20 protein-coding genes and 1 pseudogene are annotated in these 25192 nt (G+C 28.4%); 18 read left to right on the top strand and 3 right to left on the bottom strand.

The window, feature by feature from the left end; genetic code table 4:
- The first annotated feature begins 67 nt into the window (after positions 1–67).
- From mnmA to hpt, 8 genes are all read left to right on the top strand, one after another.
- Positions 68–1183, top strand: coding sequence for a tRNA 2-thiouridine(34) synthase MnmA (mnmA, locus tag T395_RS0100460; RefSeq protein ID WP_029512551.1), 1116 nt, complete (start codon positions 68–70; stop codon positions 1181–1183).
- Between the two features lie 11 nt (positions 1184–1194).
- Positions 1195–3813 (top strand): alanine--tRNA ligase, encoded by a 2619-nt coding sequence (gene alaS / locus T395_RS0100455; RefSeq protein ID WP_245599321.1) that lies wholly within the window; start codon positions 1195–1197, stop codon positions 3811–3813.
- On the top strand, positions 3813–4241 hold the full coding sequence (ruvX, locus tag T395_RS0100450) for a Holliday junction resolvase RuvX (protein WP_029512549.1): 429 nt from the start codon (positions 3813–3815) through the stop codon (positions 4239–4241). The genes alaS and ruvX overlap by 1 nt, the downstream gene beginning before the upstream one ends.
- A complete protein-coding gene (locus T395_RS0100445; protein ID WP_029512548.1) occupies positions 4241–4924 on the top strand; it encodes a BC85_0335 family putative methyltransferase in 684 nt (227 codons plus the stop codon). Before ruvX ends, T395_RS0100445 begins: the two co-directional genes overlap by 1 nt.
- 64 nt (positions 4925–4988) lie before the next feature.
- Positions 4989–5486: a transcription elongation factor GreA gene (gene greA / locus T395_RS0100440; RefSeq protein ID WP_029512547.1), complete on the top strand. Its 498-nt coding sequence runs from the start codon at positions 4989–4991 to the stop codon at positions 5484–5486.
- A gap of 48 nt (positions 5487–5534) precedes the next feature.
- A complete protein-coding gene (locus T395_RS0100435; protein WP_029512546.1) occupies positions 5535–6206 on the top strand; it encodes a deoxynucleoside kinase in 672 nt (223 codons plus the stop codon).
- Between the two features lie 2 nt (positions 6207–6208).
- Positions 6209–6862: a deoxynucleoside kinase gene (locus T395_RS0100430; protein WP_029512545.1), complete on the top strand. Its 654-nt coding sequence runs from the start codon at positions 6209–6211 to the stop codon at positions 6860–6862.
- Positions 6863–6876: 14 nt separating this feature from the next.
- Complete coding sequence (gene hpt, locus T395_RS0100425; protein WP_029512544.1) at positions 6877–7428, top strand: hypoxanthine phosphoribosyltransferase; 552 nt, start codon at positions 6877–6879, stop codon at positions 7426–7428.
- 241 nt (positions 7429–7669) lie between these two features.
- Here hpt and T395_RS0100420 read toward each other — a convergent pair whose 3' ends face one another.
- Entirely contained in the window at positions 7670–8956 is a 1287-nt protein-coding gene (locus tag T395_RS0100420) for an NYN domain-containing protein (protein WP_029512543.1), read from the bottom strand.
- Between the two features lie 286 nt (positions 8957–9242).
- On the opposite strand from T395_RS0100420, the gene secA reads away from it, so the two are divergent.
- The 6 genes and pseudogenes from secA (at position 9243) to T395_RS0100395 (ending at position 17355) form a co-directional block, all read left to right on the top strand.
- Positions 9243–11786, top strand: coding sequence for a preprotein translocase subunit SecA (gene secA / locus T395_RS0100415; protein ID WP_029512542.1), 2544 nt, complete (start codon positions 9243–9245; stop codon positions 11784–11786).
- 160 nt (positions 11787–11946) lie between these two features.
- The gene (locus tag T395_RS0100410; protein ID WP_029512541.1) at positions 11947–12207 is read left to right on the top strand and encodes a DUF2188 domain-containing protein; all 261 of its coding nucleotides are present in this window, start codon (positions 11947–11949) and stop codon (positions 12205–12207) included.
- A 22-nt stretch (positions 12208–12229) separates the two neighbouring features.
- A pseudogene (locus T395_RS03735) lies at positions 12230–12475 on the top strand (PLDc N-terminal domain-containing protein); the annotation flags it as partial.
- Positions 12476–12517: 42 nt separating this feature from the next.
- Complete coding sequence (locus T395_RS0100405; protein ID WP_245599319.1) at positions 12518–13735, top strand: phospholipase D-like domain-containing protein; 1218 nt, start codon at positions 12518–12520, stop codon at positions 13733–13735.
- A 469-nt stretch (positions 13736–14204) separates the two neighbouring features.
- On the top strand, positions 14205–16409 hold the full coding sequence (locus tag T395_RS0100400) for a S8 family serine peptidase (RefSeq protein ID WP_029512539.1): 2205 nt from the start codon (positions 14205–14207) through the stop codon (positions 16407–16409).
- Positions 16402–17355: a hypothetical protein gene (locus T395_RS0100395; RefSeq protein ID WP_029512538.1), complete on the top strand. Its 954-nt coding sequence runs from the start codon at positions 16402–16404 to the stop codon at positions 17353–17355. The genes T395_RS0100400 and T395_RS0100395 overlap by 8 nt, the downstream gene beginning before the upstream one ends.
- Positions 17356–17437: 82 nt before the next feature.
- Here the strand turns inward: T395_RS0100395 and T395_RS0100390 are convergent, their stop codons facing one another.
- Positions 17438–17935 (bottom strand): redoxin domain-containing protein, encoded by a 498-nt coding sequence (locus tag T395_RS0100390; protein WP_029512537.1) that lies wholly within the window; start codon positions 17933–17935, stop codon positions 17438–17440.
- 71 nt (positions 17936–18006) lie between these two features.
- The gene (locus T395_RS0100385) at positions 18007–18897 is read right to left on the bottom strand and encodes an MSC_0882 family membrane protein (protein WP_029512536.1); all 891 of its coding nucleotides are present in this window, start codon (positions 18895–18897) and stop codon (positions 18007–18009) included.
- 201 nt (positions 18898–19098) lie between these two features.
- Between T395_RS0100385 and T395_RS03615 the strand changes: the two genes are divergently transcribed.
- The 4 genes from T395_RS03615 (at position 19099) to T395_RS0100365 (ending at position 25083) form a co-directional block, all read left to right on the top strand.
- Positions 19099–19257 carry a hypothetical protein gene (locus T395_RS03615; protein ID WP_156933058.1) on the top strand — a complete coding sequence of 53 codons (159 nt, stop codon included), beginning with the start codon at positions 19099–19101 and terminating at the stop codon, positions 19255–19257.
- Positions 19258–19636: 379 nt separating this feature from the next.
- Positions 19637–22642, top strand: coding sequence for an OppA family ABC transporter substrate-binding lipoprotein (locus T395_RS0100375; RefSeq protein ID WP_029512535.1), 3006 nt, complete (start codon positions 19637–19639; stop codon positions 22640–22642).
- 36 nt (positions 22643–22678) lie between these two features.
- A complete protein-coding gene (locus T395_RS0100370; protein WP_029512534.1) occupies positions 22679–23812 on the top strand; it encodes an ABC transporter permease in 1134 nt (377 codons plus the stop codon).
- Entirely contained in the window at positions 23812–25083 is a 1272-nt protein-coding gene (locus tag T395_RS0100365) for an ABC transporter permease (protein ID WP_029512533.1), read from the top strand. The genes T395_RS0100370 and T395_RS0100365 overlap by 1 nt, the downstream gene beginning before the upstream one ends.
- Positions 25084–25192 lie beyond the last annotated feature (109 nt).

Here is a 25192-nt window from a genome sequence, read left to right as displayed (position 1 = left end):
TAGTATTAATATTTATAAGTAAATAAAAATACTAAATATAAATAAACAAGAAATTATAGGAGACCTTATGAGTAAAAAAGTTATTTTAGGAATGTCAGGCGGAGTAGATTCTTCAGTTGCGGCTTATTTACTTAAACAGGCTGGCTATGATGTTGAAGGTTTATTTATGCGGAACTGAGATTCAACACTTAATAATGATTTTTTAGGCAATGAAAGCATTAATCAAGCAGTTTGTCCTCAAGAATTGGATTATCAAGATGCTCAAAAAGTCGCGCAACAATTAGGAATTAAATTACATCGGGCGGATTTTATCAAAGAATATTGAGATGATGTTTTTCAAAACTTCATTGAAGAATACCAAAAAGGCAGAACTCCAAATCCAGACATTTTATGTAACAAACATATAAAATTTAAAGCTTTTGCTAATTATGCTTTTGATAAATTAGGTGCTGATTATATTGCTATGGGGCATTATGCAGATGTACAAAATGGTCATTTATATCGAGCAGCCGATGAAGATAAGGATCAAACTTACTTTTTAGCGCAATTAACAGAACAACAATTATCAAGAGTAATTATGCCTTTAGCAAAATATACTAAACCACAAATTAGAGAAATTGCTAATCAGTTAAATCTTGCGACAGCAACAAAGAAAGATTCAACAGGAATTTGCTTCATTGGTGAAAGAAACTTTACTAAATTCTTGCAAAATTACATTCCAGCGCAAGGCGGAAAAATTGTTGATATTATCACAAATAAAGTTGTTGGAGATCATGAAGGTTGCTTCTATTACACACTAGGTCAAAGAAAAGGCTTAAATTTAGGCGGAATGGCTGAGCCACATTATGTTTGTGGTCATGATGTTCAAAAAAATATTTTATATGTAGCGCCTGCTTCTGATATGTCATATTTAATGTCAGATCAATTGCTAGCATCAAATTTGACTTTAAACAATTTGGATTATGATCCTGAAAATTTAACAGCTAAATTTAGATATAGACAAAAAGATGTTCCTGTTTCAATCGAATTATTACCAAACAATGAAATAATGATTTACTACCCACAAGGCTCACAAGCAGTAACGCCAGGACAACAAGTTGTTTTATATGATGGCAATAAATGTATTGGTGGAGCAATTATTGAAAAAATTTATTACCAAAATCAAGAAAAAACTTATGTATAAGGAGATTAATTATGATGACTTCTAAAGAAATTAGACAAAGTTGAATTGACTTTTTCAAATCAAAAGACCATTTACATGTGCCTTCAAAATCTTTAATTCCTGTTAAAGATCCTTCACTTTTATGAATTAATTCAGGTGTTGCTACATTAAAAGACTATTTTTCAGGTAAAAAAATCCCACCTAAAAATAGACTTGTAAATAGTCAAAAAGCAATTAGAACTAATGATATTGAAAATGTTGGTGTAACCGCTCGTCACCACACATTTTTTGAAATGCTTGGAAACTTTTCAATTGGCGATTATTTTAAAAAAGAAGCAATCGCCTTTGCAATTGAATACTTATTAGATGTTTTAAAATTAGACAAAGAAAAATTATATTTTACCTATTTTAGAGATGATTTAGAAACTAAGCAATTATGAATGAGCCATGGAATTGAAGAAAGTCATTTAATTCCAGGTGGTAGAGATACAAACTTTTGAGATGTTGGTTCAGGACCTTGTGGACCAAACACTGAAATTTTCTTTGATAGAGGCGAAAAATATGATTCAAGAGGCCTTGTATTATTAAAAGAAGACATTGAAAATGACAGATACATTGAAATTTGAAACATTGTTTTTTCAACATTTAATAATGATGGTGAAAATAATTACACAGAATTAAAACAAAAGAATATCGATACTGGTGCCGGTTTAGAAAGAATTGCTTCAATTATGCAAGATGCGCCAACCAACTATGATTCTGATTTATTTATTAACATCATCAAAGAAATTGAAAAATATTCACCATACAAATATGACGTAAATAACTATTTTACTAGGGAAAAAGAACAAGAATTAATCAATCAAAATTTTAAAGTTATTGCTGATCACATTAGAACTGTGGCTAATGCTATTGCTGATGGCGCTAAAGTTTCAAATGTTGGTAGAGGCTACATTATTCGTCGTTTAATTAGAAGATCAATTTACAAAGGAATGCAATTAGGTATTAAAGGTTTATTCCTTTACAAACTAGTTCAAGTTGTTCATGATTCATTACCTTTTGAATATGATGTTAAACCAGTTGAAAAAGCAATTAAAGATGAAGAAGAATTATTCCACAAAACTATTGAAAAAGGTAAAGCAATGCTTGAACAATACATTCAAGACGGCTCAAAAGTTTTAAGTGGTAAAGATGCTTTTAAAATGTTAGATACTTATGGTTTCCCAATTGAATTAACAGTTGAAATTGCTAATTCATATGGTGTTCAAGTTAATATGGATGAATTTAATCAAGCTAAAGAAGAACATGCTATGAAGTCTAAAGGTGATAAAGCCGAAGGTATGCAAAATGTAATCAATTCATTAGCTTTAATTGACAACAAAATTGATGAATTCATAGGTTATGATCACTTGACTTCAACATCAAATGTGTTAATGTTGCTTGATCAAGAAAATGAAGTAAGCAAAATTGATGGAATCGGTTATGTAATTTTAGATAAAACTCCATTTTATGCAACATCAGGTGGCCAAAACCATGATGAAGGATACATGATTCAAAACGGCAATAAAATCAAAATTTTAGATGTTTTCAAAGATAAATATGCTAACCACATTCATAAAGTTGAAGGCAAAATTAATAATGAAGATCCGGTTGAATGTTTTGTTGATGCTCCAAAAAGACTTAATTTAGCACGTAATCACTCAGCAACTCACTTAGTGTTTAGTGCTTTAAGAAAAGTTTTAGGACCACAAATTGAACAACTTGGTTCAGATATTACTTATGAAAGATTTACTTTTGACTTCCCTGCTGATGAAAAACCAACAGATGAACAAATTGCTGAAATTGAACAAATTATGCAAGATATCATTAAAAGAGATATCAAAAGAGAATACATTATTACCACAACTGAAAAAGCTAAAGAATATGGCGCAATAATGACTATTCAAGAAACAGAATACATGGATCCAAATAATGTTCGTTTAGTTAAATGAGGTGATGTTACTAGCGATTTATGTGGTGGAACTCACCTTGAACATAGTGCACAATTAGAAAACTTCAAAATTGTTGCTATTGAAAGAAAACAAGCTGGAATATTTAGAATTAGAGTTGTAACATCAAATGAATTAGTTGATAAATTCTATAAAGAACAAATTGAATTTTATACAAATGAATTAACTAATATTATTAATAAAGTTAAGGCACTTAACCCTAAATATAGTTTAGAAATAAAATTAGACAATTTAAATTTAGTCGATCAATACAAAGCTATTTTAAAATTAATTGAACAAGCAAGAGAAGATTTCAAAGTAGCAAATAAACAAAGTTCAAATATCGAATTTGACTATGAAAAAGTTGAATTTGAAAATATCAATGGCAAAAATGTCTACTTTAATTTTGATATTAATCCTAGCCAAATTAAAGTTATTGCTTCAACAATCAGAGAAAAATTCCCTGAAAATTATGTTGTTTTAGGCGCTCCAAGTGGCGATCAAATTTTGTTAGCAATCGCAACAAAAGTTGAAAATTCAAATACCATCTTCCAAAATATTGCTAAACAAACCAATGGTAGAGGTGGCGGTTCACCTGTTGTAGCAATGGGTAAAGTTGATAATTTAAGCAACTTAAAAGAAATTGTTATTAATAACTTATAATGCGTAAATTAGCTTTAGATTTAGGAACAAAAACATGTGGATTTGCCATTAGCGATGATAACGCTATTATTTCCACAGGTTTAAAAACAATTCGCTTCGAAGAAAACGATTTCGAAGCAGTAATTCAAGCTATAAAAGACATCAATGTCAAAGGTGACATTGATGCTTTAATTTTAGGATACCCATTAAGAAGCAATGGAAGCAAAAGCGAAAGAACAATAATGGTTGATGAATTTGCTCAAAAATTAAAACAAATTTTTGACCAAAAAGTCTATTTAGTAGATGAATATGGTTCAACAATCAAAGCACAAAATATTTTAAAAAGCGCAAAATTATCAATCCAAAAACGCAATGAAATTAAAGATACATTGGCAGCAAAAATTATTCTGCAAGACTTTTTAGATTACGGCGGAATGGAAGTTAAATAATGAACAAAGATGTAATTCGTATAATTTTACTTGTGTCAATTTTTGTTGTAATGGCAATTGGTGCTATTGTTTATTTAACAATGTTTGTCAAAGCAAAAAAAATTAAAAGAAAATTAGTAGATGAAGAAATTAGACAAGCCAATGAAGCAATTGATAGACTAAGAGGCGAAGATTTAGAGCCAATTCCAATGGAGCTAAAAAATATTTTAAAGCCAAATATTGACGATTTAGATTTAGATAACATTGTCAATACTTCATACATTAATCAAGCCGAAAATAACTTGTTTATAGGTCAAAACGTTGAATATGAATATGCGATAATGCAATATTTAGGCTATGGCAAAAACTACATTTTCAAAAGCGATTTTAATGGCAAACTTTGAAATCAAGCTGTATTAACCTATCCAAACTGTTTTAAAAAACCTGTTGAATTTATAAACGAAGAAGAAATTAAGCAAGGTAAAAAATTCAATTTAATTGTTGCTATCAATAGCCAAATTAGCAATTATGAAATATTTGAAAATTATTACAACAATTTGGCAACAAAAGGTATGTTAATTGTTGTACAAAACAAAATCACCAAAGGTGATTTAAGATTGCTTGCTAAACATCTAAAAAATGAAAAAATAATTTATGAAATAAGCCAAATAAAAAACAAATTTTTATACATCGTTAAAAAATAAATTTATTTATATACATAAATAAAAACTATAAGTAAAATAATAACAATTAACAAAAGGAGTCAAAATGGCAAATAAAGATACAGAAAGAATTGTTTTAACTCAGGAAACTTACGATAAGTATAAAGCCGAATATGATAATTTAATTTTAGTTCAAAGGCCAGCTGTTCAAGCTGAATTAAAAGAAGCTCGTGCACAAGGTGACCTTTCAGAAAACGCCGAATATGATGCTGCTAGAGATAAACAAGCGCAAATTGAAGGTAGAATTCTTGAACTTGAAAAAATCTTAGACAACGCAGATGTTTATGAAGCGGTTGTTAATTTTCAAACTGATGCTGAAAAAACAGCAGGTATTGGTGCGACAGTTACCTACTTAAATTTAGAAGACAATAAAAAATACGTAGTAACAATTATGGGTAGCCACGACAGCAATCCTTTTGAAAACAAAATTTCTAATGTTTCGCCAATTGCATTGGCAATTATGGAAGCAAAAATCGGTGAAACGATTGAAGTTGAAGTACCTAACAAATACTCAATTCAAGTGTTAGACATCGAATACAAATAAGACTATTTTATAGGCTTATTTTTTAAAACTATTTTTTAAGGAGTTGAAATGATTATTGGAATTAGTGGCATGATTAGTAGCGGAAAAAGCACATTAACAGAAAGATTAGTAAAAGAATATTCAAATTCAATGATGCTTGCTGAATTTGGTGAAAACGATGAAGTTTTTAACACATTTTTAAAATGATTGTATGAGAAGAAACCTAATTTAACCATTGGTTTTCAATCTTATGTTGTTGAAAACCATACCTCAAAATTAGCTGAATGTGTTGAAGATTTCAAAGCAAAGGGTTATAAATTCAAGACTAACCATTTATTTTTAGACCGTTTTAGTATTGAACATTATATTTTTGCTAATGTCAATTTAAAACCAAAGGGTGAAAAATATTTAAAAGGCTATGATGCGCTTTTTTCACATTTAATAACCGAGGATGAAACTCCTGATTTAGCAATTTATTTAGATATGACTTTTGAAACTTTCAAAAATCGTCTTTTTACTAGAGGTAGAGAAGTTGAAGTTGAAAACTGAACTTTAAATGAAAGTTATTTCAAAGAGTTATATGACTTATACAAACCATTGTTTTTAAAACAAGCTAAAAAATATAATCTTGATTATGTTGTAATCAACACAGATAATTTAACAGAAGAAGAAGTTTATCAAGAAGCTAAAAAAATTATTGACAATTATGATTTTTCAAACAAAAAACGTTATAAGGAGTAAAAATGATAATTGCAATAAGCGGAATGATTAGTGCGGGCAAAAGCACTTTGGCTAAAGGCTTAAACAACTTTTACCAAGATTCAATTTTGTTAGAAGAATTTCAAAAGGATGATCAAGTTTTTAATACATTTTTAAAATGATTGTATGAAAAACAACCAAATATTGACATCGGCTTTCAAGCTTACATTTTAGAAAATTTATCTCATAGCTTTGGCGAAACTATGAAACTATTTAACCAAAAAGGCTATAAAAAAGAGAAAAACCACATTTTTTTAGATCGCTTTAATTTGGAACATTATATCTTTGCTGTTGCCACATTAGCTAATAAAAAACCTAAATATTTAAAAGCTTTTGATGCGATGTTCAACGAAATCTTTGATGTTAAAGAAAATCCAGATTTGGCTATTTTTCTTGATATTTCATTTGAAACATTTACTGAAAGAATTTTTGCTAGAGGAAGAAAAGAAGAGATTGATAACTTCGAAATTAATAAAGCTTATTTTCAACAATTGCATGATTTGTACAAGGAACTTTTTGTTGCTTTAGCTCAACGTTTCAATATTCCTTACAAAATAATTGATTGCAACAATAAGACTAATGTTCAAGTTTTAAGTGAAGCAATCCAAATTATTGAAACATTCAATTTTGCAAAATAACTTAGGAAATTATTATGATAGACAAAAGAATTACAAAAGTTTTATACAGCCAAGAAGAAATTGAAGACAAAATCAAAGAATTGGCAGTTTGAGTAAATGCCACTTATCAATTTAGTAAAGATTTAATAATTGTTGGATTGCTTAAAGGTTCAATTCCCTTTTTAGCACAATTAATTAAAAATGTAAATGTGGATCACAAATTAGATTTTATGACAGCTTCATCATATTTGGGTGGCCATCAATCAACTGGAAGTGTCAAAATTATTATGGATTTAGCCAATGACATAGAAAATAAAGACATTTTGGTTGTTGAAGATATTATTGATTCAGGAATTACCTTAAACAAAATTAAAGAATTATTATTAGCAAGAAAGCCTAAAAGTTTAAAAATTATTACTTTGCTTGATAAACCAATTAATCGCAAAGTTAATTTACAAGCAGACAAAAGCGGTTTCATTGTGCCTGATGTTTTTCTTGTGGGATTTGGCTTAGATTACAAAGAAAAATTACGCAATTTACCTTATATCGGTATTTTTAACCAAGATTACCTAGATAAAATGGATTAATTATTACTCTAAAGCTTGTGTTTACTAGCATTAGTTTTGAGGTAATTTTTATTTTTGCCTAAATATTTAAGAGCATCATTTACCTTATAGTTCATTTTTGCCAAAAGTGCTATGAAAAAGTTATTTTAGCAATTTAATAATTATCATTTTTTAACAAAACATGGTTATTAATGGCTGGTAATAGAAAAATCCTAGATGAACTACCATCCAGGATTTAAAGCAGAAGTTTTTTTCTAAAAGCTTAATTAACTTTTAGTTTCACATAAACTGTGCTGCCACTTTTTTTGACTTCGACATAATTATTCAATGGACTTTTGTTTAGGTCTTTAGCTTTAATCTTTTTGTTTAAGCCAAATTTTTCAAAATTAATTTTATGTTTTTTAAAATATGTACCTAAGCCAGCAAATAAAACAAAACCATTTTTTTCTTCTGGTATTGTGCTAAAAGCTTCTTTTAACATATCTAACAAACCATTTTTGTCTTCATTTTTAGGATTTTGTACGCCAGTATCATTATGTTTTAATAAACCAATATAAAGCTCTTTTGATGCTTTAGCAAAAGTAAAAGATTTACTAAGCATTTTTATAAAAATTTTTTGAACTGTTTTTCCATATTTGCTAAATTTTTTCTTAATGTTTTCTGCTGAATATTCAGGAAAACATTTAACAAATTCTCCAAAGAAAACGCTAAATGGAAAAAGTGTTTCGTTTTTGCGTAATTCGGTCATTTTACTTAACACTTTATTAGTTAAACTAATAATTTCGTCTTCTACGGTCAATTGTTTTTCATCATTTTTTGTTTCTTCTTTTGTTTCTTCAACAATTAGATTGTTTATTGATTTAATGAAATAAGCACTTTCAACTTTTTTTAATTTGAAATGCTTTTTTAAATCAGCAGATTCAAAAAATGATTGAACTCTTCTGTTTGATGCGCCATAGTTTTTAGGTGAGAAATCACGCATTTCTTCTTTTAAGCTTTGGATAACTTGTGAAAAATCTGCATAGCCTTCATTATCTTTTCTTTGGTTAATAAGTTTATTTACCGTTAAAATAAGTTTTTGGAATTCTGCTGATGTTTCTTTTGTCGCAACAGGATTAGAGAGCTTTGAAACATTAATAAAATGGTCAAAAAAGTTAATATACGATGGGTTTAAACGCTTGTCACCAGCGCCTATGATATGTTTCCCATGTTTTTTAAGTGTTTGAACTAAATATGAAAAGTCATTGTCACTTGACGCAATACAAAATCCATCGATATGATCATTTCTTATTTGTTCCATAACATCTACGGTTAAATTGATGTCAGTGGAATTTTTGCCTTTTATTCTAACACCAACTAAGTTTAAGTTAATGTTGAAATCAACTAACATTTGCTTTTGAGTTTCAGTTAAATTGCTAGAAAAATAAGCTGCTGAATACAATAAGTCATAATCGCTTTTTAATTCTTCAATTACTCTTGTAATGTTATCTTGAGTATTAAAGTTATCGAAATCAATAAAAAGGGCAACTCTCTTTTTATCTGAAATCATTGAATTTCCTTTTTTAAAAAATTTTACTTATCGTTTTCAAGACTACATAAAACGAAAAATATAGTAATAAAAACAATAGCAGGATTGGAGTTAAAAATAAATCCATGAAAATTTTATTAATTTTTATTTAGTTTTGATACAAGAAACAATAACTCTAGTTAATTAAAAATTTTTTAAGCTTTTTTGGCATTTTTATTCTTAATAGTTGATGAAGTTTTTGCTTTTTACTAATCACTTTTATATTTAGTTTTAATCTTAGTTTTAATAATTAATATAAAATTAAAACATGAAACTTTTTAATATTAAATCAACAGAAATGCGTATAGCTGAAAAAACTTTAAAAAAGATTAATGATTATGAACCTTTAATTTCTAAATTATCTGATCAAGAATTAAAAGCCAAAACTGAACAATTCAAAATTAGAATAGCAAACGGAGAACGTTTAGATAAATTGCGTCCTGAAGCTTTCGCGGTAGCTAGAGAAGCGACTAAGAGAATTTTGGGCAAAAGACCATATGATGTACAAATGATTGGTGGTGTTTTATTAGACCTTAGTTCTGTTGCAGAAATGAAAACTGGTGAAGGTAAAACAATTACTTCGATAGCTCCTGTTTATTTAAATGCTTTAAGTGGCAAAGGCGCAATTGTTTCAACAGTTAATGAATACTTAAGTGAACGTGATGCTTTAGAAATGGGTCAAGTCTTTAACTTTTTAGGCTTAACAGTGGGTATAAATAAAGCACAAATGGATCCGAATGCTAAGCGTGCAGCTTATGCTTGCGATATTACTTATTCAGTCCATTCAGAATTAGGTTTTGATTATTTAAGAGATAACATGGCTCAAACAATGGCTGAAAAAGTACAAAGAGGCTTGCACTTTTGTTTAATTGATGAGGCCGATTCTATATTAATTGATGAAGCAAAAACTCCTTTGATAATTTCAGGGGGAGAAACTAGTGATACACACTTGTATTTTTCAGCAGACCAATTTATTCGTACATTAAATGCTAATGATTATGAAATTGATGAAGAATCTAAAGCTATTTCATTAACTTATAGCGGAATTGAAAAAGCTAACAAATTTTTCAATATCAAAAACTTATATGACATTGAAAACTCAGAAATTGTTCATAGGGTTCAAAACGCTTTAAGAGCACATAAAGTTATGAAAAATAATGTTGAATACATTGTTAGAGATGGCAAGATTGAATTGGTTGATGCATTTACCGGACGGATTATGGAAGGTAGAGCTTATTCAGAAGGCTTACAACAAGCATTGCAAGCTAAAGAAATGGTAAAAATTGAGCCTGAAACTAAAACTTTAGCAACAATTACTTACCAAAACTTTTTCCGTATGTTTACTAAGCTTTGTGGTATGACCGGTACTGCTAAAACAGAAGAACAAGAGTTTATTGACATTTATAATATGCGTGTAAATCCTGTTCCAACTAATAAACCAATTCAAAGACAAGACTTAGATGACGCAATTTTTGGTAATTATGAAGCAAAATGAATCGCAGTAACTGAAAAAGTTAAAGAGTTATATACTAAAGGTCAACCAGTTTTAATTGGTACAGCACAAATTGAAGATTCAGAAATCTTACACCAGTTCTTAAATCATGCTGGGGTTCCTCATACGGTTTTAAACGCTAAACAAAATGCTTCAGAAGCAGAAATTATTTCTCAAGCGGGTCAAGTAGGCGCTGTAACCATTGCTACAAACATGGCTGGTCGTGGAACTGACATTAAGCCTTCAAAAGAAGCTTTAGAATTAGGCGGCTTATATGTTATTGGAACTGATCGGGCTGAAAGTCGGAGAATCGATAACCAACTTAGAGGTCGTTCGGGGCGTCAAGGAGATCCAGGAGTTTCAAAATTCTTTGTTTCTTTAGATGATCAGCTTATGCAAAGGTTTTCAAATTATGAAGAATTTAAACAAGCATATGCTAAAGAAGGCAATAAAGAAATAACCAGTAAAAATTTACAATTTGGCTTTAAACATGCGCAAAAGAAAATCGAAGGTTTCAACTATGACAGTCGTAAAAATGTGCTTCATTACGATGATGTTATTAGACAACAAAGAGATTTATTTTATGCACAAAGAGATTTAATATTAATTAGCAATGACATCAGTTTTATAGTAAAAAGAATGATTAATAATGTGACAAACAACATTGTTAAATATCAAATGTTTAAAAATAAAAATGGTGGTTTAGATTACGAAAAATTAATTAATTATCTTAATGATAATTTCATGAAATGAGCTAATGAAGAGCAAAAATTTGCTTTAAAAGAATTAAGAAAAATTCATGATTCAAATTTATCCGAATTTATTAATGAAAAATTATTAGCTTATTACGCCGAATGAGAAAAAAATGCCATTGTAAATACTGATAAAGAATATGCTTATGCAACTCAAAAAAATTATGTTCTAAACATTGTTGATAAATATTGACAAAATCACATTGATGCTATGGATAAGCTACGTTCAAACATTAATCTTGTTCAATATGCTCAAAAAAATCCTTACCAAATGTATACTGAAGAAGGTACGAAAATGTTTTATCAATTGCTTGATGATATAGCATATGATTCAACTAAGGCAATCTTAAATGATCGTTTAGGTAGGGTTTCATTAATCCCACAAGAAATTCGTCAAGACCCATTATTCCAACAATTATCAAAAGTTCTTGTTTTAAGTCATTATAGTAATGATGATGAGAAAGAAAAGTATTTATTAGACATGTATAATAATTTAAAGCAATCACAACAAAATCAACACGAACAAACTTTACAGCCAGAAGCTCAAGTGGAGAAGCAAAATAACTAAAAGCACTATAAAAAAGGCTAAAAAGAGAAATTTATTATCTTTTTTATTTTTTATTAGAAAAATTTGAACTATTAAGCAGTTTTAAAATTATTTAACTATAAAAAAGTCTTTGAAGATTAAAACATAATATAATTAGAAAAATGTAAAGAGAGGAAAAATTATGGCAAATAAAGTACTTGAAACTGAAGTTGAAAAAAAAGAAATCAAGAATTACCACATCACTCCAAAAAAAGATAGTGATGAATGACAAGTTAAAGGCGCAGGAAACGAAAGAGCTACTAAACTTTTTGCAACTCAAAAAGAAGCAATTGCTTACGCTAGAGAATTAGCTAAAAAAAGAGCTGGAACTGTGTATATCCACGGTGAAAACGGTAGAGTTAGAGACACATTGTCATTTGCTAACAAAAAAACTACAAAATAATTAATTATTGTCAAAATAAAACATGAAGAAATTAGTAAATGGTCTCATTTATTGTGTGGAAATTGTAATATTTTTTGCAATATTAACACCAATACTTTATTTTACCTATAAGACTAGCGTTAATTTCTTCGTTTTTTTTGTGCTTTTAGCTTATCTTTTAAATATCACAATTTCTTTTATTATTTTCAGTCAAACAAGAAGTGAAGCCTCTAAACTTTCTTGGCTTTTAGTTTGCATTCTCTTCCCTTTATTGGGCCATGCTTTTTACTTTACATTTGGAAGCAAATACAAAAATAAAAAAGAAAAAGCATTGGTTAAACAAGGAAAATTTAACTTAAATACCTATGAAACAGCTTTAAATGCTAAAAGTCCATTTCCAGAAAATATGGAATATTTTACCAAGTTAAATAAAAGTTTGTTTTTAGATGGCAACTATCATTTTTATCAATATACAGGTGATTATTTTGCTAATTTATATAGCAATTTAAAACAGGCTAAGAAACATATTTATATGGTTTCTTACATCTTAAAACAAGGTGAAATGCTTCAAGAATTATGTGAAATACTTTTAGAAAGAGCTAATGCCGGAGTCAAAATTTACTGATTAATAGATGATTTTGGAGTTACTTTAGTTAATAAAAGAAAATACTTTAGCAAATTACTAAAAAATGGCAATGTGGAAATTATTTTTATTTCAAAAGTAATTTATCCATTTATTCATGCTCAAAATTTCTATCGTAATCACCAAAAATTTTATATAGTTGATTCTCAAATAGTCTTTTCAGGTGGTTGCAATTTAAGTGATGAATATGTCGGCTTATCAAAAAAATATGGCGACTGAATTGATTTCAATTATCATTTAACAGGCAATGCAATTAATTCATACATTTTATTCTTCTTACGTTCTTGGGAATTATGAAGCAAGAAAAAAACTAATTTAAATTTAAACCCACTTGACGCTTTTGTCTATAAAACAAGTGAAAATGGAACAAGCAATTCTCTTTTAACTTTTGATTCACCTGTTTATGACACAAGCTATCTAGAATATAACTTATTGGGTTTAATTACTAAAGCTAAAAAATCAATCAAAATTGTTACACCTTATTTTTCAGTTCCTTCCTCGTTATTTAACTCTTTAAAAACCATTTTATTTGCTGGTATTAAAGTTGAAATTTATTTTCCAGAATACGCAGATAAAAAAATAATTTGAAACACAAGTTTAAACATGATGCTCAAATTAAAAAAATATGGTTTAAAAATTTATTTCTACAAAGATAGTTTTATTCACTCTAAATGTGGGATAATCGATGATTCAATTGCCTTTTTTGGTTCATCAAACATGGATATGCGTTCAATGTATGCTCAATATGAATTAATGGATATTATTACTGGCGAAGGCGTAAAAGAAGTTGCCAAAATTATTGATAATTATCACAAAAATTCAATTGACTATGATCAATCAAACACCAAATTTGAAGCACGTTTAGTTAAGAAAATTTTCTATGAAGCAATAAGACCATTGGTGTAAAAAATTAACATTTTTTCTAAACTATTGTTTAGAAACATCATTATCGTAATAAGATAGTGATGTTTTTTATTGTGTTTTAATTAAGGTTTATGTGTTTTTTAGAAACGTATTTCATAAACAAAACTAAATCTTCTGAACTTTTTTGCCTCATAGGTTTATAAGCATTATAACTGTGTTAAAGTCAAGGGCTTATAATTGCTTATGTGTTTTCTACTTTGTTAGATTTTTTTTAATAAATTAGCAAAATAAATAAATCATTATTATAAATTAATAATTAATTTAAAAGAAAAAACAATAAAAAAATATTTTTTTCCTTTTATATCTTGCTTAATTTTTAAAAAATTAGTTTTAAGTTTAAAAAAACTATAATTTAGTTAGATGGTTTTGTAAATTTATAACTATTTATATAAATCATTTATTTAAATTTATTATAACTATGCTTTAAATTAGCAGGTAAAAGGGGTTTATTATGAACGTTTGAAATAAGAAAATTTTAAATGGCATTGTTGTGGCTTCTCCACTTTTATTAACAACTATTAGCGCCAACATTGAAAATACTAATTTGAATAATTCAACTGAATTACAAGAAATTGATGATGATATTTTCAAAATAAGCGATGATAGATTAGAAAAAGGCATTAATATTTTATTTAAAGTTGATAGACAAGCAATTTTAAGTAGATTAAAATCTAACAATAACGAAGATATAAAAAAACAAATATTGGCAGATTTTAAAAAAATAATTGATACTACAAGAATAACATTGCTAGAAACTTTATTGGTTGTAGATGTAAAAGTATTTAACAGAAATGAATTGGAGAATTTAATAAAAGAAATAAAGAAGCTTAAATATATTTCAATCGTTATTCTTGGTGATGTGGTAAAACACAAATTTACACTTTCAAACTTTAAGCAAGAAGGTTATATACCTAGCGATATTGATATTATCACAGGAGAAAACACAAATCCTCCTGGAGGAGAACCTCCAAGACCAAATCAAATTAAAAGTTTTAATCAACTATTAGAGAAGGTTATTTTCGATGATCGTGGATTGCGTAGAAAATACCTAAAATATAAAAGAACTGTAGATTCTAACATTAATGAATTTGGCTATACTTATTTAATTTTGCCAGATCATTTAAAACCAACATTTAACAATTTTTGAGATAACTATTCTTTGGAATGATTGCGAAATAACCCAAAATTTGCTAATTATTATGGCACTACGAATTTTCACAAACAAAAAGAACTTTTTGGTGAAATGTTAGATTTATTGGGTGTGAAAGAAAAATTTGATAATGATATTGATTTGTTAGATCTTAAATTGAATACAAAAGTTAAGTATGATTCTAATTTTAATGTCGCCATTATGGAAGCATTAGAAAAGGAAGGTTTTAAAAAATGACTTAATAAAGAAGATTATTATAATTTATTAGATGTTTACAATGTAAATGACGAAAAAATTAATATAGACAATCTAACATATCATGCATTAATGGTATCAGGATTTTTAGGTTCATCTTTTGGTGTTGATAAAACCGCAAAAATGTATTTAGAATACATAAACAACCCAAATGAAAAGATTAATTATTTTGAATATTTTAAAAAAATGGATAATTTGATAAAGACAAAAAATGTTAAATTATTTAATCACTCATATTCAATTGGTTGATTAACAAATACAGCAATTAAATTTTTTGAAGCTGTTTTTAATGAAACAATAAATAGTTTAGGGATAATACATATATTTGCTAACGGGAATTTGCTTGAGGAGAAAGAATTTTTAAATGAAGATTATTATTCACGTTCTACTCATTTTACAGATGGATCAATATTTGTAGGTAATTTAACTAAGTTAGAAAACAAATATAAACCCCATCCACACGGAATATATTGAAGCTTTATAGAGCAAACAACATCCAAACCATTAGTGACTTTCCCTTCAAAATTTTCAATAGGAAAATATTTGTATGAAGATAATACTGAAGATGAAGCAATAATTGATGGTACAAGTTTTTCAACACCTTTTATATCGGGCTTAATTTCTCTTTGATTGAAAAATAAAAAAATTCAAGGAACTATAAAAAATTGGGAATTCAACATGCCTGCTGTAAAAAGCGTGTTGATGTCTTCGTTATCTGTTAAACAAATTGATTTAAGGAGAACGTCACACTGTAATGAAAATGGTCTTTATCGTTATGTGGGGGCTGGTATACCTAACTATAATAAAATGTTGTTAGCTGCAGAAAATTTAAAATTTTATACTGGTCAAGAATTGTATAAGAAAGATATAATAAGTTCTTCTTTTCTTCTGAAACCAGGCAAAACAATTAAGTTAGCTTTATCTTCTACTGTAAATAAGCCAATTTCAGCTAATGAAAAAAATATTGATGAAATGTCCAAATTTAATAGGGAATATGCCAATCAATTATTCAAAAACAAAAAGAGAAAAGGTTCATATTCATTATTGTTACAATGATTTCACAATGGTAAGTGATATAATCTTAGAAAATCAACTGATAAGTTTTCATTAGATAAATTAATAACATATCACAATGGTAGTATTGAAACATTAAAATTAAGATATGTTATTAAATCAAATTTTGATGATAGTACATTAATCAATAATTTTAATGACAAAATATGTATTTCATATTTGGAGACAAATGAATAAAAATATAAAACTAATTAACTTATCCCTAATATCATTTGGTACAGTATCTTGTATTGGTATAGCTTCTAATTGCGCAACGATAAACGCTAACCAAACAAATAAAATTGAATGAGACAATTCACATTCAAGTGGAATTGATAAAAATTTATACACTGTGCCAGAAAGTAATTTTGCTGATTTCAACTACGATAATAAAAACGATGATGAACACTTGCTACAAAATTACACAAAAATTGTTTTAATTAATACCAATCCTTTAAATTGATATGAAACGCAAAATTATTTAGATACTTTTTTAGCCAGAATAGAAGAACTAACAAAAATACGACCTTTTGTCTATTCTAATACATCAAAGTTTGGTTATGATTTAAATCGGCTTTGTGACAATTATGAAAATGAAGAGGTATTAAATGCTAATTCTGAAAATCGTATTCCTTATATTGAAATAATTATTAATCATTCTAAAGATAAAGATTTGACAGAATTAATTGAAGAAATTAAAAATTATGATTTCATTGAAAAAATTTATTTAAACATAAATGATTTATCAAAAAATATAAGCAATGATCAAATTATAATAGGTGATAAAAGCAAAGTTGTAATAGGCAAAAAGAGACTATTAATGGATCCAGCTTGATTCGCTCCCAGATATAGATGAACGCCTTTTTATACAAAACTAAAATTAACTGATGAGAGCATAAAAAAGGGAAATTTGTACGAGTTGATTAAAAAAATAAAAGGCGTTGTTTCAGGTAATAAATTGTTTAAGATTTTGAATTCTGGATATATTTTGATCTATGAAATTGACATGCAAAACAAATTAGATAAAAGCGAAATTGAAAAAATTTCTGAATTTAATGAAATTGAAAAAGTTTTTCCAAACCGTTACAATGAAAATTATTTTAACTTTATTTTTCCAATAGTTGAATTGTGCGAAAAAAATTAATTTTAAAAGCAAACTTAAATGTTTGCTTTTAAATATTTCAATTTTTGGATGTTTGTTTGGTTAAACCGTTTTTTTCTATAAATTAGTTCAATAAGTCAATTTGATCAATTAAAGCCTTAAAGTCAACTTGTTGTTTGATTTGGTCATTAACTTGTTTGTAAACAATACGATTATCTTGATCTAAAATAAACATTGATCTAGCCATTAAGTGATTTTCTTTAATTAAAACACCTAATTGTTTAGCCACTGAATGACTGAAATAATCAGAGAACATTTCAATATTTTCAGTTTGATGTAAGTTTTGGTAATCACTTAAAGCAAATGGTAAATCCATTGAAAAGGTAATGTAATCAAATTTAGGAAATTGTTTTGCCATTTTAGATAATTCTAAAACTTGCATTTCGCAAACAGAAGTATTGCTTGATGGAAATGTTGCTAAAATAGCATACTTGTTTTTTCTCACAACTGGTGTTTGATCAAGTGAGCCTGCTTTAGCACCAATTAATTCAATTCTGTCACCAATTTCCGCGTCAAAACCAACTAATGTCACTTCGTTAGTTCCCATTTTAATTTTTTTCATAGTATCTTTCTCCTTATGTATTGTTATCATTTTAATAAAAAAATCTCTTTTTTAAGAGATTTTTTCTAAATTTATGCCTTTTTTCTTCTGATAACTTTTTTTCAGAAGGTAAACAATAAGGCTAAAACAGGTAATAGAATGGTTAGCATTACAGCAAAAATGTAAATTTTCATTCACATTTTGTTACGTTCTTTTTTAGCTTGGGCTATCTTATCATGAATTTCAATTGCTTTTTCGTCAAGAAAATCATAAATATCATTTAATCTTTTTTTGTCAAATAACATTATAAAAATGTAAGAAGCGACAATTATTGCTAATGTAGAGCCACATAAAATACATAACAAAATTGTGTTGCCAAATGTTTTATCTAAAATTTGTCTTCACTTGATATTAATTCTTACTAAAGTCTCTTCATTGCCCAGTTTTCATTCATTTGAAGCATATAAACCATAAACAATTAGAGTAAATAGACCTAAATAAGTAATAATAAATACAAGTAATCAAGTTAAATTAACACCTTTTAAACTTAATCTGCGATAAGCCAAATAAAATGTATTATTAGTTGAATAATCACCATTAATTAAAGAATTACGATAAGTTTGAATTGCCTTAGTCCACTTCATTTTATCAACTAAATTTTTAATACCTAAAACTAAGCCGATAAAACCAAGTGTGGCAAAAATTACTAAATAACCAACATATCTTTCTTTAAAAACACCTTGTTTAGTATAAGCTAAAATAAATAAAATCATTGAAGTCAACATAATTGTAAATCAAATTGACATCATAATAATTTTGATTCTTCATTCAGTTCTAATTGCTTTATAAATTCGCGGTGAGATTTGATTTTTAGGATCACGAACTACTTTGGTGTTTTCATTAGCATAATTAAAATCTTGCCCGTTTCTTATTAATTCGACAGTTTGCGAATCTTCAATAGGTTTATATTTTTGTGAACTCATCTTTCCTCTTTTGTAGTTTAAAAGTTATGTTTTACATTATATATTATATAAATTTATTTATTATTTTTTTGCTTTCAAATAATTAATAATTCGCTAATTTGGCTATTTTATAGGCTTTTTAATCAAAATAAAAAAATTTCAATTTGTTTTGATAATTAAAAAAGTGTGTATAATAAGGGCGTTAAATTTGAAAGGAATACTATGCAACAGTTAAACTTAACTCACAATCAAACAGTTAAGAACACAGTGTTTGCCACTGGTATTTTTTCATACAATTTTATTAACCCTATGATTAAGATGACCATTTGCAAGAACATCATTATGGTTAATAAGAACATTTACTTTTTTCAAAATAATTAATAATTTTCACTTTAATTAAATTAACTAAATAAACATTACTCAAAAATTTTCATAAGAAACTTCCTTAAGATTAAACAATATCATCCTTAATTTAACAACCAAGCGATGTTTAAAAAATCTTAAAACAAGGTTAAAAAATTAAATTTAACACTCAACAGAACATTAACAAACCTATTAAATATTAAATTTATATATAAGTAATATAATTTAAACATGTTTTTATCTTTTTAAAGCATAAATTAAAGCATAAAAACATATTGTTAATTTGTTCACAATAACCTTAATCAAGGCATTATTATTTTTAGCTACTCAAATCATTTTTTACTAATAATGCGTTGATTAAGTAACTTTATGAATTCAAAAAAAACTAGGAGACAAAATGACAAGAAAAAGAAAACTATTGATGGCACTACCATCATTAGCAACGGGGGCATCATTACTGTCATTAGCTGCTTCTTGTGGTACATCAGCCACAGTTGTAAGCAAACAGCAGTATGCTACTTCCTATAATGCAATTTACAAACCTTTAGCTTACACTTTTGATGCTACAAACCAATATGGTGGATATAACGCAGGAGGCTTACGACAAACTTTCTCTGTTTCGTTAGTTAGACTTAAAGGTTTAAATGGTGCAGTTACAGCCAACTACCAATCAACAGTTCAATTACAAAACGGTACAACTGACGAAGAAACTAAAACTTATATTGTTAAACCAGTGTTTGTTAAAAAATCATTGGATGCAGTTAAAGCAATTGTGCTTACTTTAAAAGATGGCACAGTTAAAGTTTATGATAACGATAAAGCTGAAATTGAACCAGAGGCAGATACAACAGTTACAGCTACAGTAGATGGTCAACAAACAGAACTTAAAGCTTATTCAAAATTGAACGTTAGACTCGAATCAGCTGATAGCGGTTCGATTAACAACCCACAATTTGAACTTGATTTAGATCAAACAACCAACATGCAAATGGTTATTAGAGAAGGCATTAAATATGTTGACAATAACGGTAATGACACCGGTTACACAGTTCAACCAAAAGATTTCTACTTAACTTGATTAAGGACAAAATTACTTTCTACAGGTTATAGACTTGCCAATGGTGGTACAGCTGCACTTGATAACTGAATTAGAGACAACTTATTAGAAGAAGGAAATGTTTCTTTCAGTAAAGATGAAGAATATCCAAATGAATATCTTTATGGAATTTATGGTATTGACGCAGCTAAAATGACTAGTGAAGATAGTTTCTTAACTAAAGTTACTAATCAAACTATTAGAGAACAATTAGGTTTAGCAGAAGATGCAAAAGCATTAACATTCTCAACGATTGATAATACTCAAACTGTAAGTTATGGTGATTTATTCAGAAAATTAATTTTAACTGACAAAACATTATTGCCATTATCATCACAATATGTTGAAGCAGAAAATGCTAAACTTGCTAAAGTTGTTGCTGATTATAAAGCAAATCATGCTGGTGTTGATTTAACTCAAGAAGCTAATTTAACAGATTTAGGTAAATATGCTGTAAGTCAAGGTATTAATATTTACAGATATACTGATCTATCAGTTGCTGCTGATCCAGCTATTGAAAAAGGTACATTAGCTTTAGGTAAATTCTTAGCTAACTATGACGCAATTGATCACTCAAGCGCTGCTTACCAAACCGGTCTTTACTGACATGGTGTATCTTCAAGATCTTCATTATATTCAGGACCATACTATGCAAAAGGTTATGGTAATTTATCTCAAACATATATTAAAAACTCACACTACTATGATGAAAAATTCGTTAACAATCAAAACACAATTAACAGCATTGTTTACAAATACCAATCAAACGAAGTAAAACCAAACATTTATCAAACTAGAATTCTTCAACAATATTCAAATAATGAACTTATTAGAATTGGTTTTAGCCAATTAAATGACAAGCAAAAAGAAGAAGTGCTTAGAAACGAGAGTAGATATGGACTTAGATATTCTCAAAGTCTAAATAAAACTCAACCTTACTACCAATCAATCCTACTTCCTTTCGCTTACAATGCCGGAGAAGAGCAAGGCGAAAATTACTACTACTTCAACGACGCATATTCATTATTAATGTGAGGTAAAACCAGAGCACAATTGGCTAAAGGCTTAGATGATGGTTCATCATTCTTAAAAGGTAATGGTTTAAGCTTTAGAACAATAATTAATGCTGCGACTAACTATTCATATTTAGCAAATAAAGCAACATCAGGTGTGGAAACTGCTTACTTAGGTAATGTGGCACTTGACTCATCAATTGGTGGAAGTGACCAAAACACAACAACAGGTGCTAAAACCCCAAGAGAAGTTATTGACGAATTAAACCAATTCTTTGCTATTGATAAAGATGGAAACAAAATTAATTTTGCTTCATCAGGTGACGCTAAATACACAATTTCAACAAAAGAAAATATGGAAGCAGAACTTAAAGCAAAATATGAAGTTGATAAAGCTAAATCAGCAGTCTTTGAACAATTAAAAGCTGAAATGAAAAAATTATTAGATGCCTTCTATGAAGCAAATCCATCATTAGTTTCAAAAAGCAATGGTCAAAAAGTTTATGAACCAATTAAATTCAAATTATGATACCCATGATCAAACTTGGGTGACAACTTAAAATCAGCTAGTGAAACATTAACTAGAGTATTAAGTGAATTGGATTCAAGAATTGTTGCTGAAGTTGATTGAGAAAGAGATCCAGCCAAAAATAGAGCTAGATGATTAAATGGTTCATCCTACGGTTCAAACGGTTCAACAAGATTAGCTTGAGGTTATGACTATGATTCAGTAGGTTCAGGTATTGATGGTTTATCATGAAATGGTCAATTAATTCCTACATTAACCTACCTTTATGCTCATAAAGACGAACCATCAGTTGCTAACAATTTCCCTGAATTAATTAAAGCTGCAACAGCACTTATGGCTTATGAGCAAACTAATCCATCGCACTGAGATGTTCCGGTAGCGGATCTTTACAAAATTGAAGGTAAAATTTGATATAGAGGCTTTTTAGCATTAATGGAAAACAAAATTGAATGAAGTTCAACTATAAACAAATACATTGTTAATGATGCTGAAGGTGTTGTAAGAGAAGGTGAACACGCTGAAGATGGTCAAGATCCTTATGGATGATCAGCATTATTCTGATTCAAATACACCAAAGATCACACCAACCAAGAAATGATTAATTTATTAAAGGAAATTACTACACTTTACGGTTATGACTTTATGACAGCTAATAAAGCATCAATTAATGAATTTAGCCCAGTGTTAATTAACAATAATTTCGAAGCACCTATCATGTTAGATTTATCTGCCGATTATATTCAAGATTGATCAATTAGAAAATAGTAAAAATTACTATTAATCTTTCATAATAAATAATTAATGTTTAAATATATTTTACAGAGAATAGCCATGGCTATTCTCGCCTTATTTATTATTTCCTTTTTCGTTTATGTTTTAGTGGCAATTTTTGCTCCGGACCCTTCACAAGATCTTGCGCAAGAATTGTTTGAAAAAGCTAAACGTAGCGGAAAAACATTTGAAGAGATAGTAGCCGAAATTCAAGCTAGAAACGGCATCAGGTATTCATCTTATGCTGCTGATGGTACATTGGTTATCGGTGAAAAAATCCCTGTGATAATTAGATACTTAACTTATATGGGTCATTTCTTTAAAGGTGAATTTGGTATGCCAATTAAACCAGAAAACAACCCTAACCCAAGTGAATATTTATCTATGGTTGATTTATTCTTCAAACCACTTAAATATACTTTGATCATCACTGTCCCTTCTATGGCTATGTCACTTATTGGTGGTATAACCATTGGAGTTTTCGCAGGATATAAAAGAGGCAAATTATTTGATAGTGTTTCAAACATTATTGTATTAATCTTTGTAGCTGTGCCTTCATTCATTATTGCGCCTTTAGTTATTGCTATTGGTGTAAAATTTGGCATTTCACCTGTTGTTAAAGAACTTGACGAAAACAGCTTTTCTGTAGTCTTTATTTCATACTTGCCACCTATTTTAGTTATTACAACCGGCTCATTAGCTGCTTATGTAATTAGTACTAGAAATATGGTGATTACTGTTTTAACTTCTAACTATGTCTTGATTGCTAAAACTAAAGGTTTAAGCGCTTCAAAAATTTTCTTTAGATATGTTTTAAGAAACATTTCAATTCCATTATTTGGTTTAATCTTTGGTTCATTCCTTGGATTGCTTAGTGGATCAGTTATTATTGAACAATACTGAAACGTTAAAGGTACTAGCCAGGTTATCTTAAGAGGTTTCTCAACTGGTGAATTAAGTATCATTATGTTCTCGACAATCTTCTTTACAGCAATTGGTTTAGCAGCAGCGATTTTAACTGACCTTGCTTATGTAGTTCTTGATCCAAAAATTACCTATACATCTAAATCAAAGAAAAATTACACATTATTTTTCAAAGCTTATCTTGAAAGAAGAAAAATGGCAAAAGAATATTTTGCTAACCAAGCGAAAGGAGCTAATTAATGTCATTAAATGCTAGTGAATTTAATCGTAAATATAAGTTAAATACAGAATTAGCTTCGAAAATTAAATTAAATCAAGATGATAGCAAAAAACAAAATGGTCAAGTTGCTGGAAAACCTAAAAAATTATTAGTTGAAATATTCAAAAGATTCTTCACTAACCCTGTAGTTGTAATTGCTTTATTAGCCTTTATTGTTGTATTATTAATGTCAATTTTAGTACCTGTATTTTCAGCAAAAGAAGGAATTTTGCCAGCTGAAAGAATAAGCGACTTTGCTTATACAGATAACTTACCTTCAAAATACTCACCATATATAACTAAAGTTATGGATGCTAATAACTCTATTTATCGTACCTATATGAATTTGAGAAGTCAAGATGCTGAAACTGTTAAGATTTTTAATCAATATGGCTTAAGTGATATTAAAAGATCAACATTAGGCAATCAATACATCTTGACTTATAATGCTTTTGATTTTTATAAATTGAATGCTTTAAATGGTCAAATTGCTTTATGAAAAAAAGAAGGCATTCAATACACTTCACAAATGATTGCTGATTATTGAAACACTTTAGGCTTCAATACTATCTTAGGTACTACAACAGAAGGTTTTGATGTTTGAACAAGAACATGATATGCAACTTGAAGAGCTATTAAAATTGCTTTAATTGTTGCCTTAGTTCAAGCAATTATTGGTATTTCAATTGGTGCATATTTAGGTTTCAAAGCCGGTTCGTGAATTGATACTTTAGTAATGCGTTTAATTGACATCTTTGAATCAGCGCCAACTTTAATTTGAATCTTAATTTTCTTAACAGTATTTGGCCCAACTCAATGAACTTTAATCTTCACTTTATCATTAGTTGGTTGACCAAGCTTTGTTGGTATTACTAGAATGTACGTTATCACAGTTAAAAACGAAGAATACATTGCGGCAGCTAAAGCAATTGGAGCCAAAACTCGTCGCCAAGTATTCGTTCATGCTTTACCAGCTGTTATTGGTAAATTAGCTTATTCATTTGTAAGAAGCATTCCAGGTATTATCTTATGAGTTGCTTCATTAGCATTCCTTGGTTTCTTCAAAGAAGCAAATGATACCAACTTAGGTCAATTATTAATTAGTGCTTCAAATGAAACAAGCGCCAACATCTGAATCTTAGTTCTTCCGGCCTTAATTTTATTAACATTATCACTTTCATTATCATTTGTTGCGTTAGGACTTCACGATGCTCTTGATCCAAGAGTTATGTCGAAGAGAAAGAGAAAATAATGAGTAAAAAATCACAAAAAATTGTTGAAAAGACTTATAAAAAAGTCGATTTAGGAAAATTTTGAGCAAACAGTAATTTGGGTAAAAATTATTATGTTCAAATTCTTGA

This window comes from Mycoplasmopsis iners ATCC 19705 (genome assembly GCF_000701805.1).
Classification (GTDB): Bacteria; Bacillota_I; Bacilli_A; order Mycoplasmatales; family Metamycoplasmataceae; genus Mycoplasmopsis; species Mycoplasmopsis iners.
This window is presented reverse-complemented; position numbering and strand designations above follow the sequence as displayed.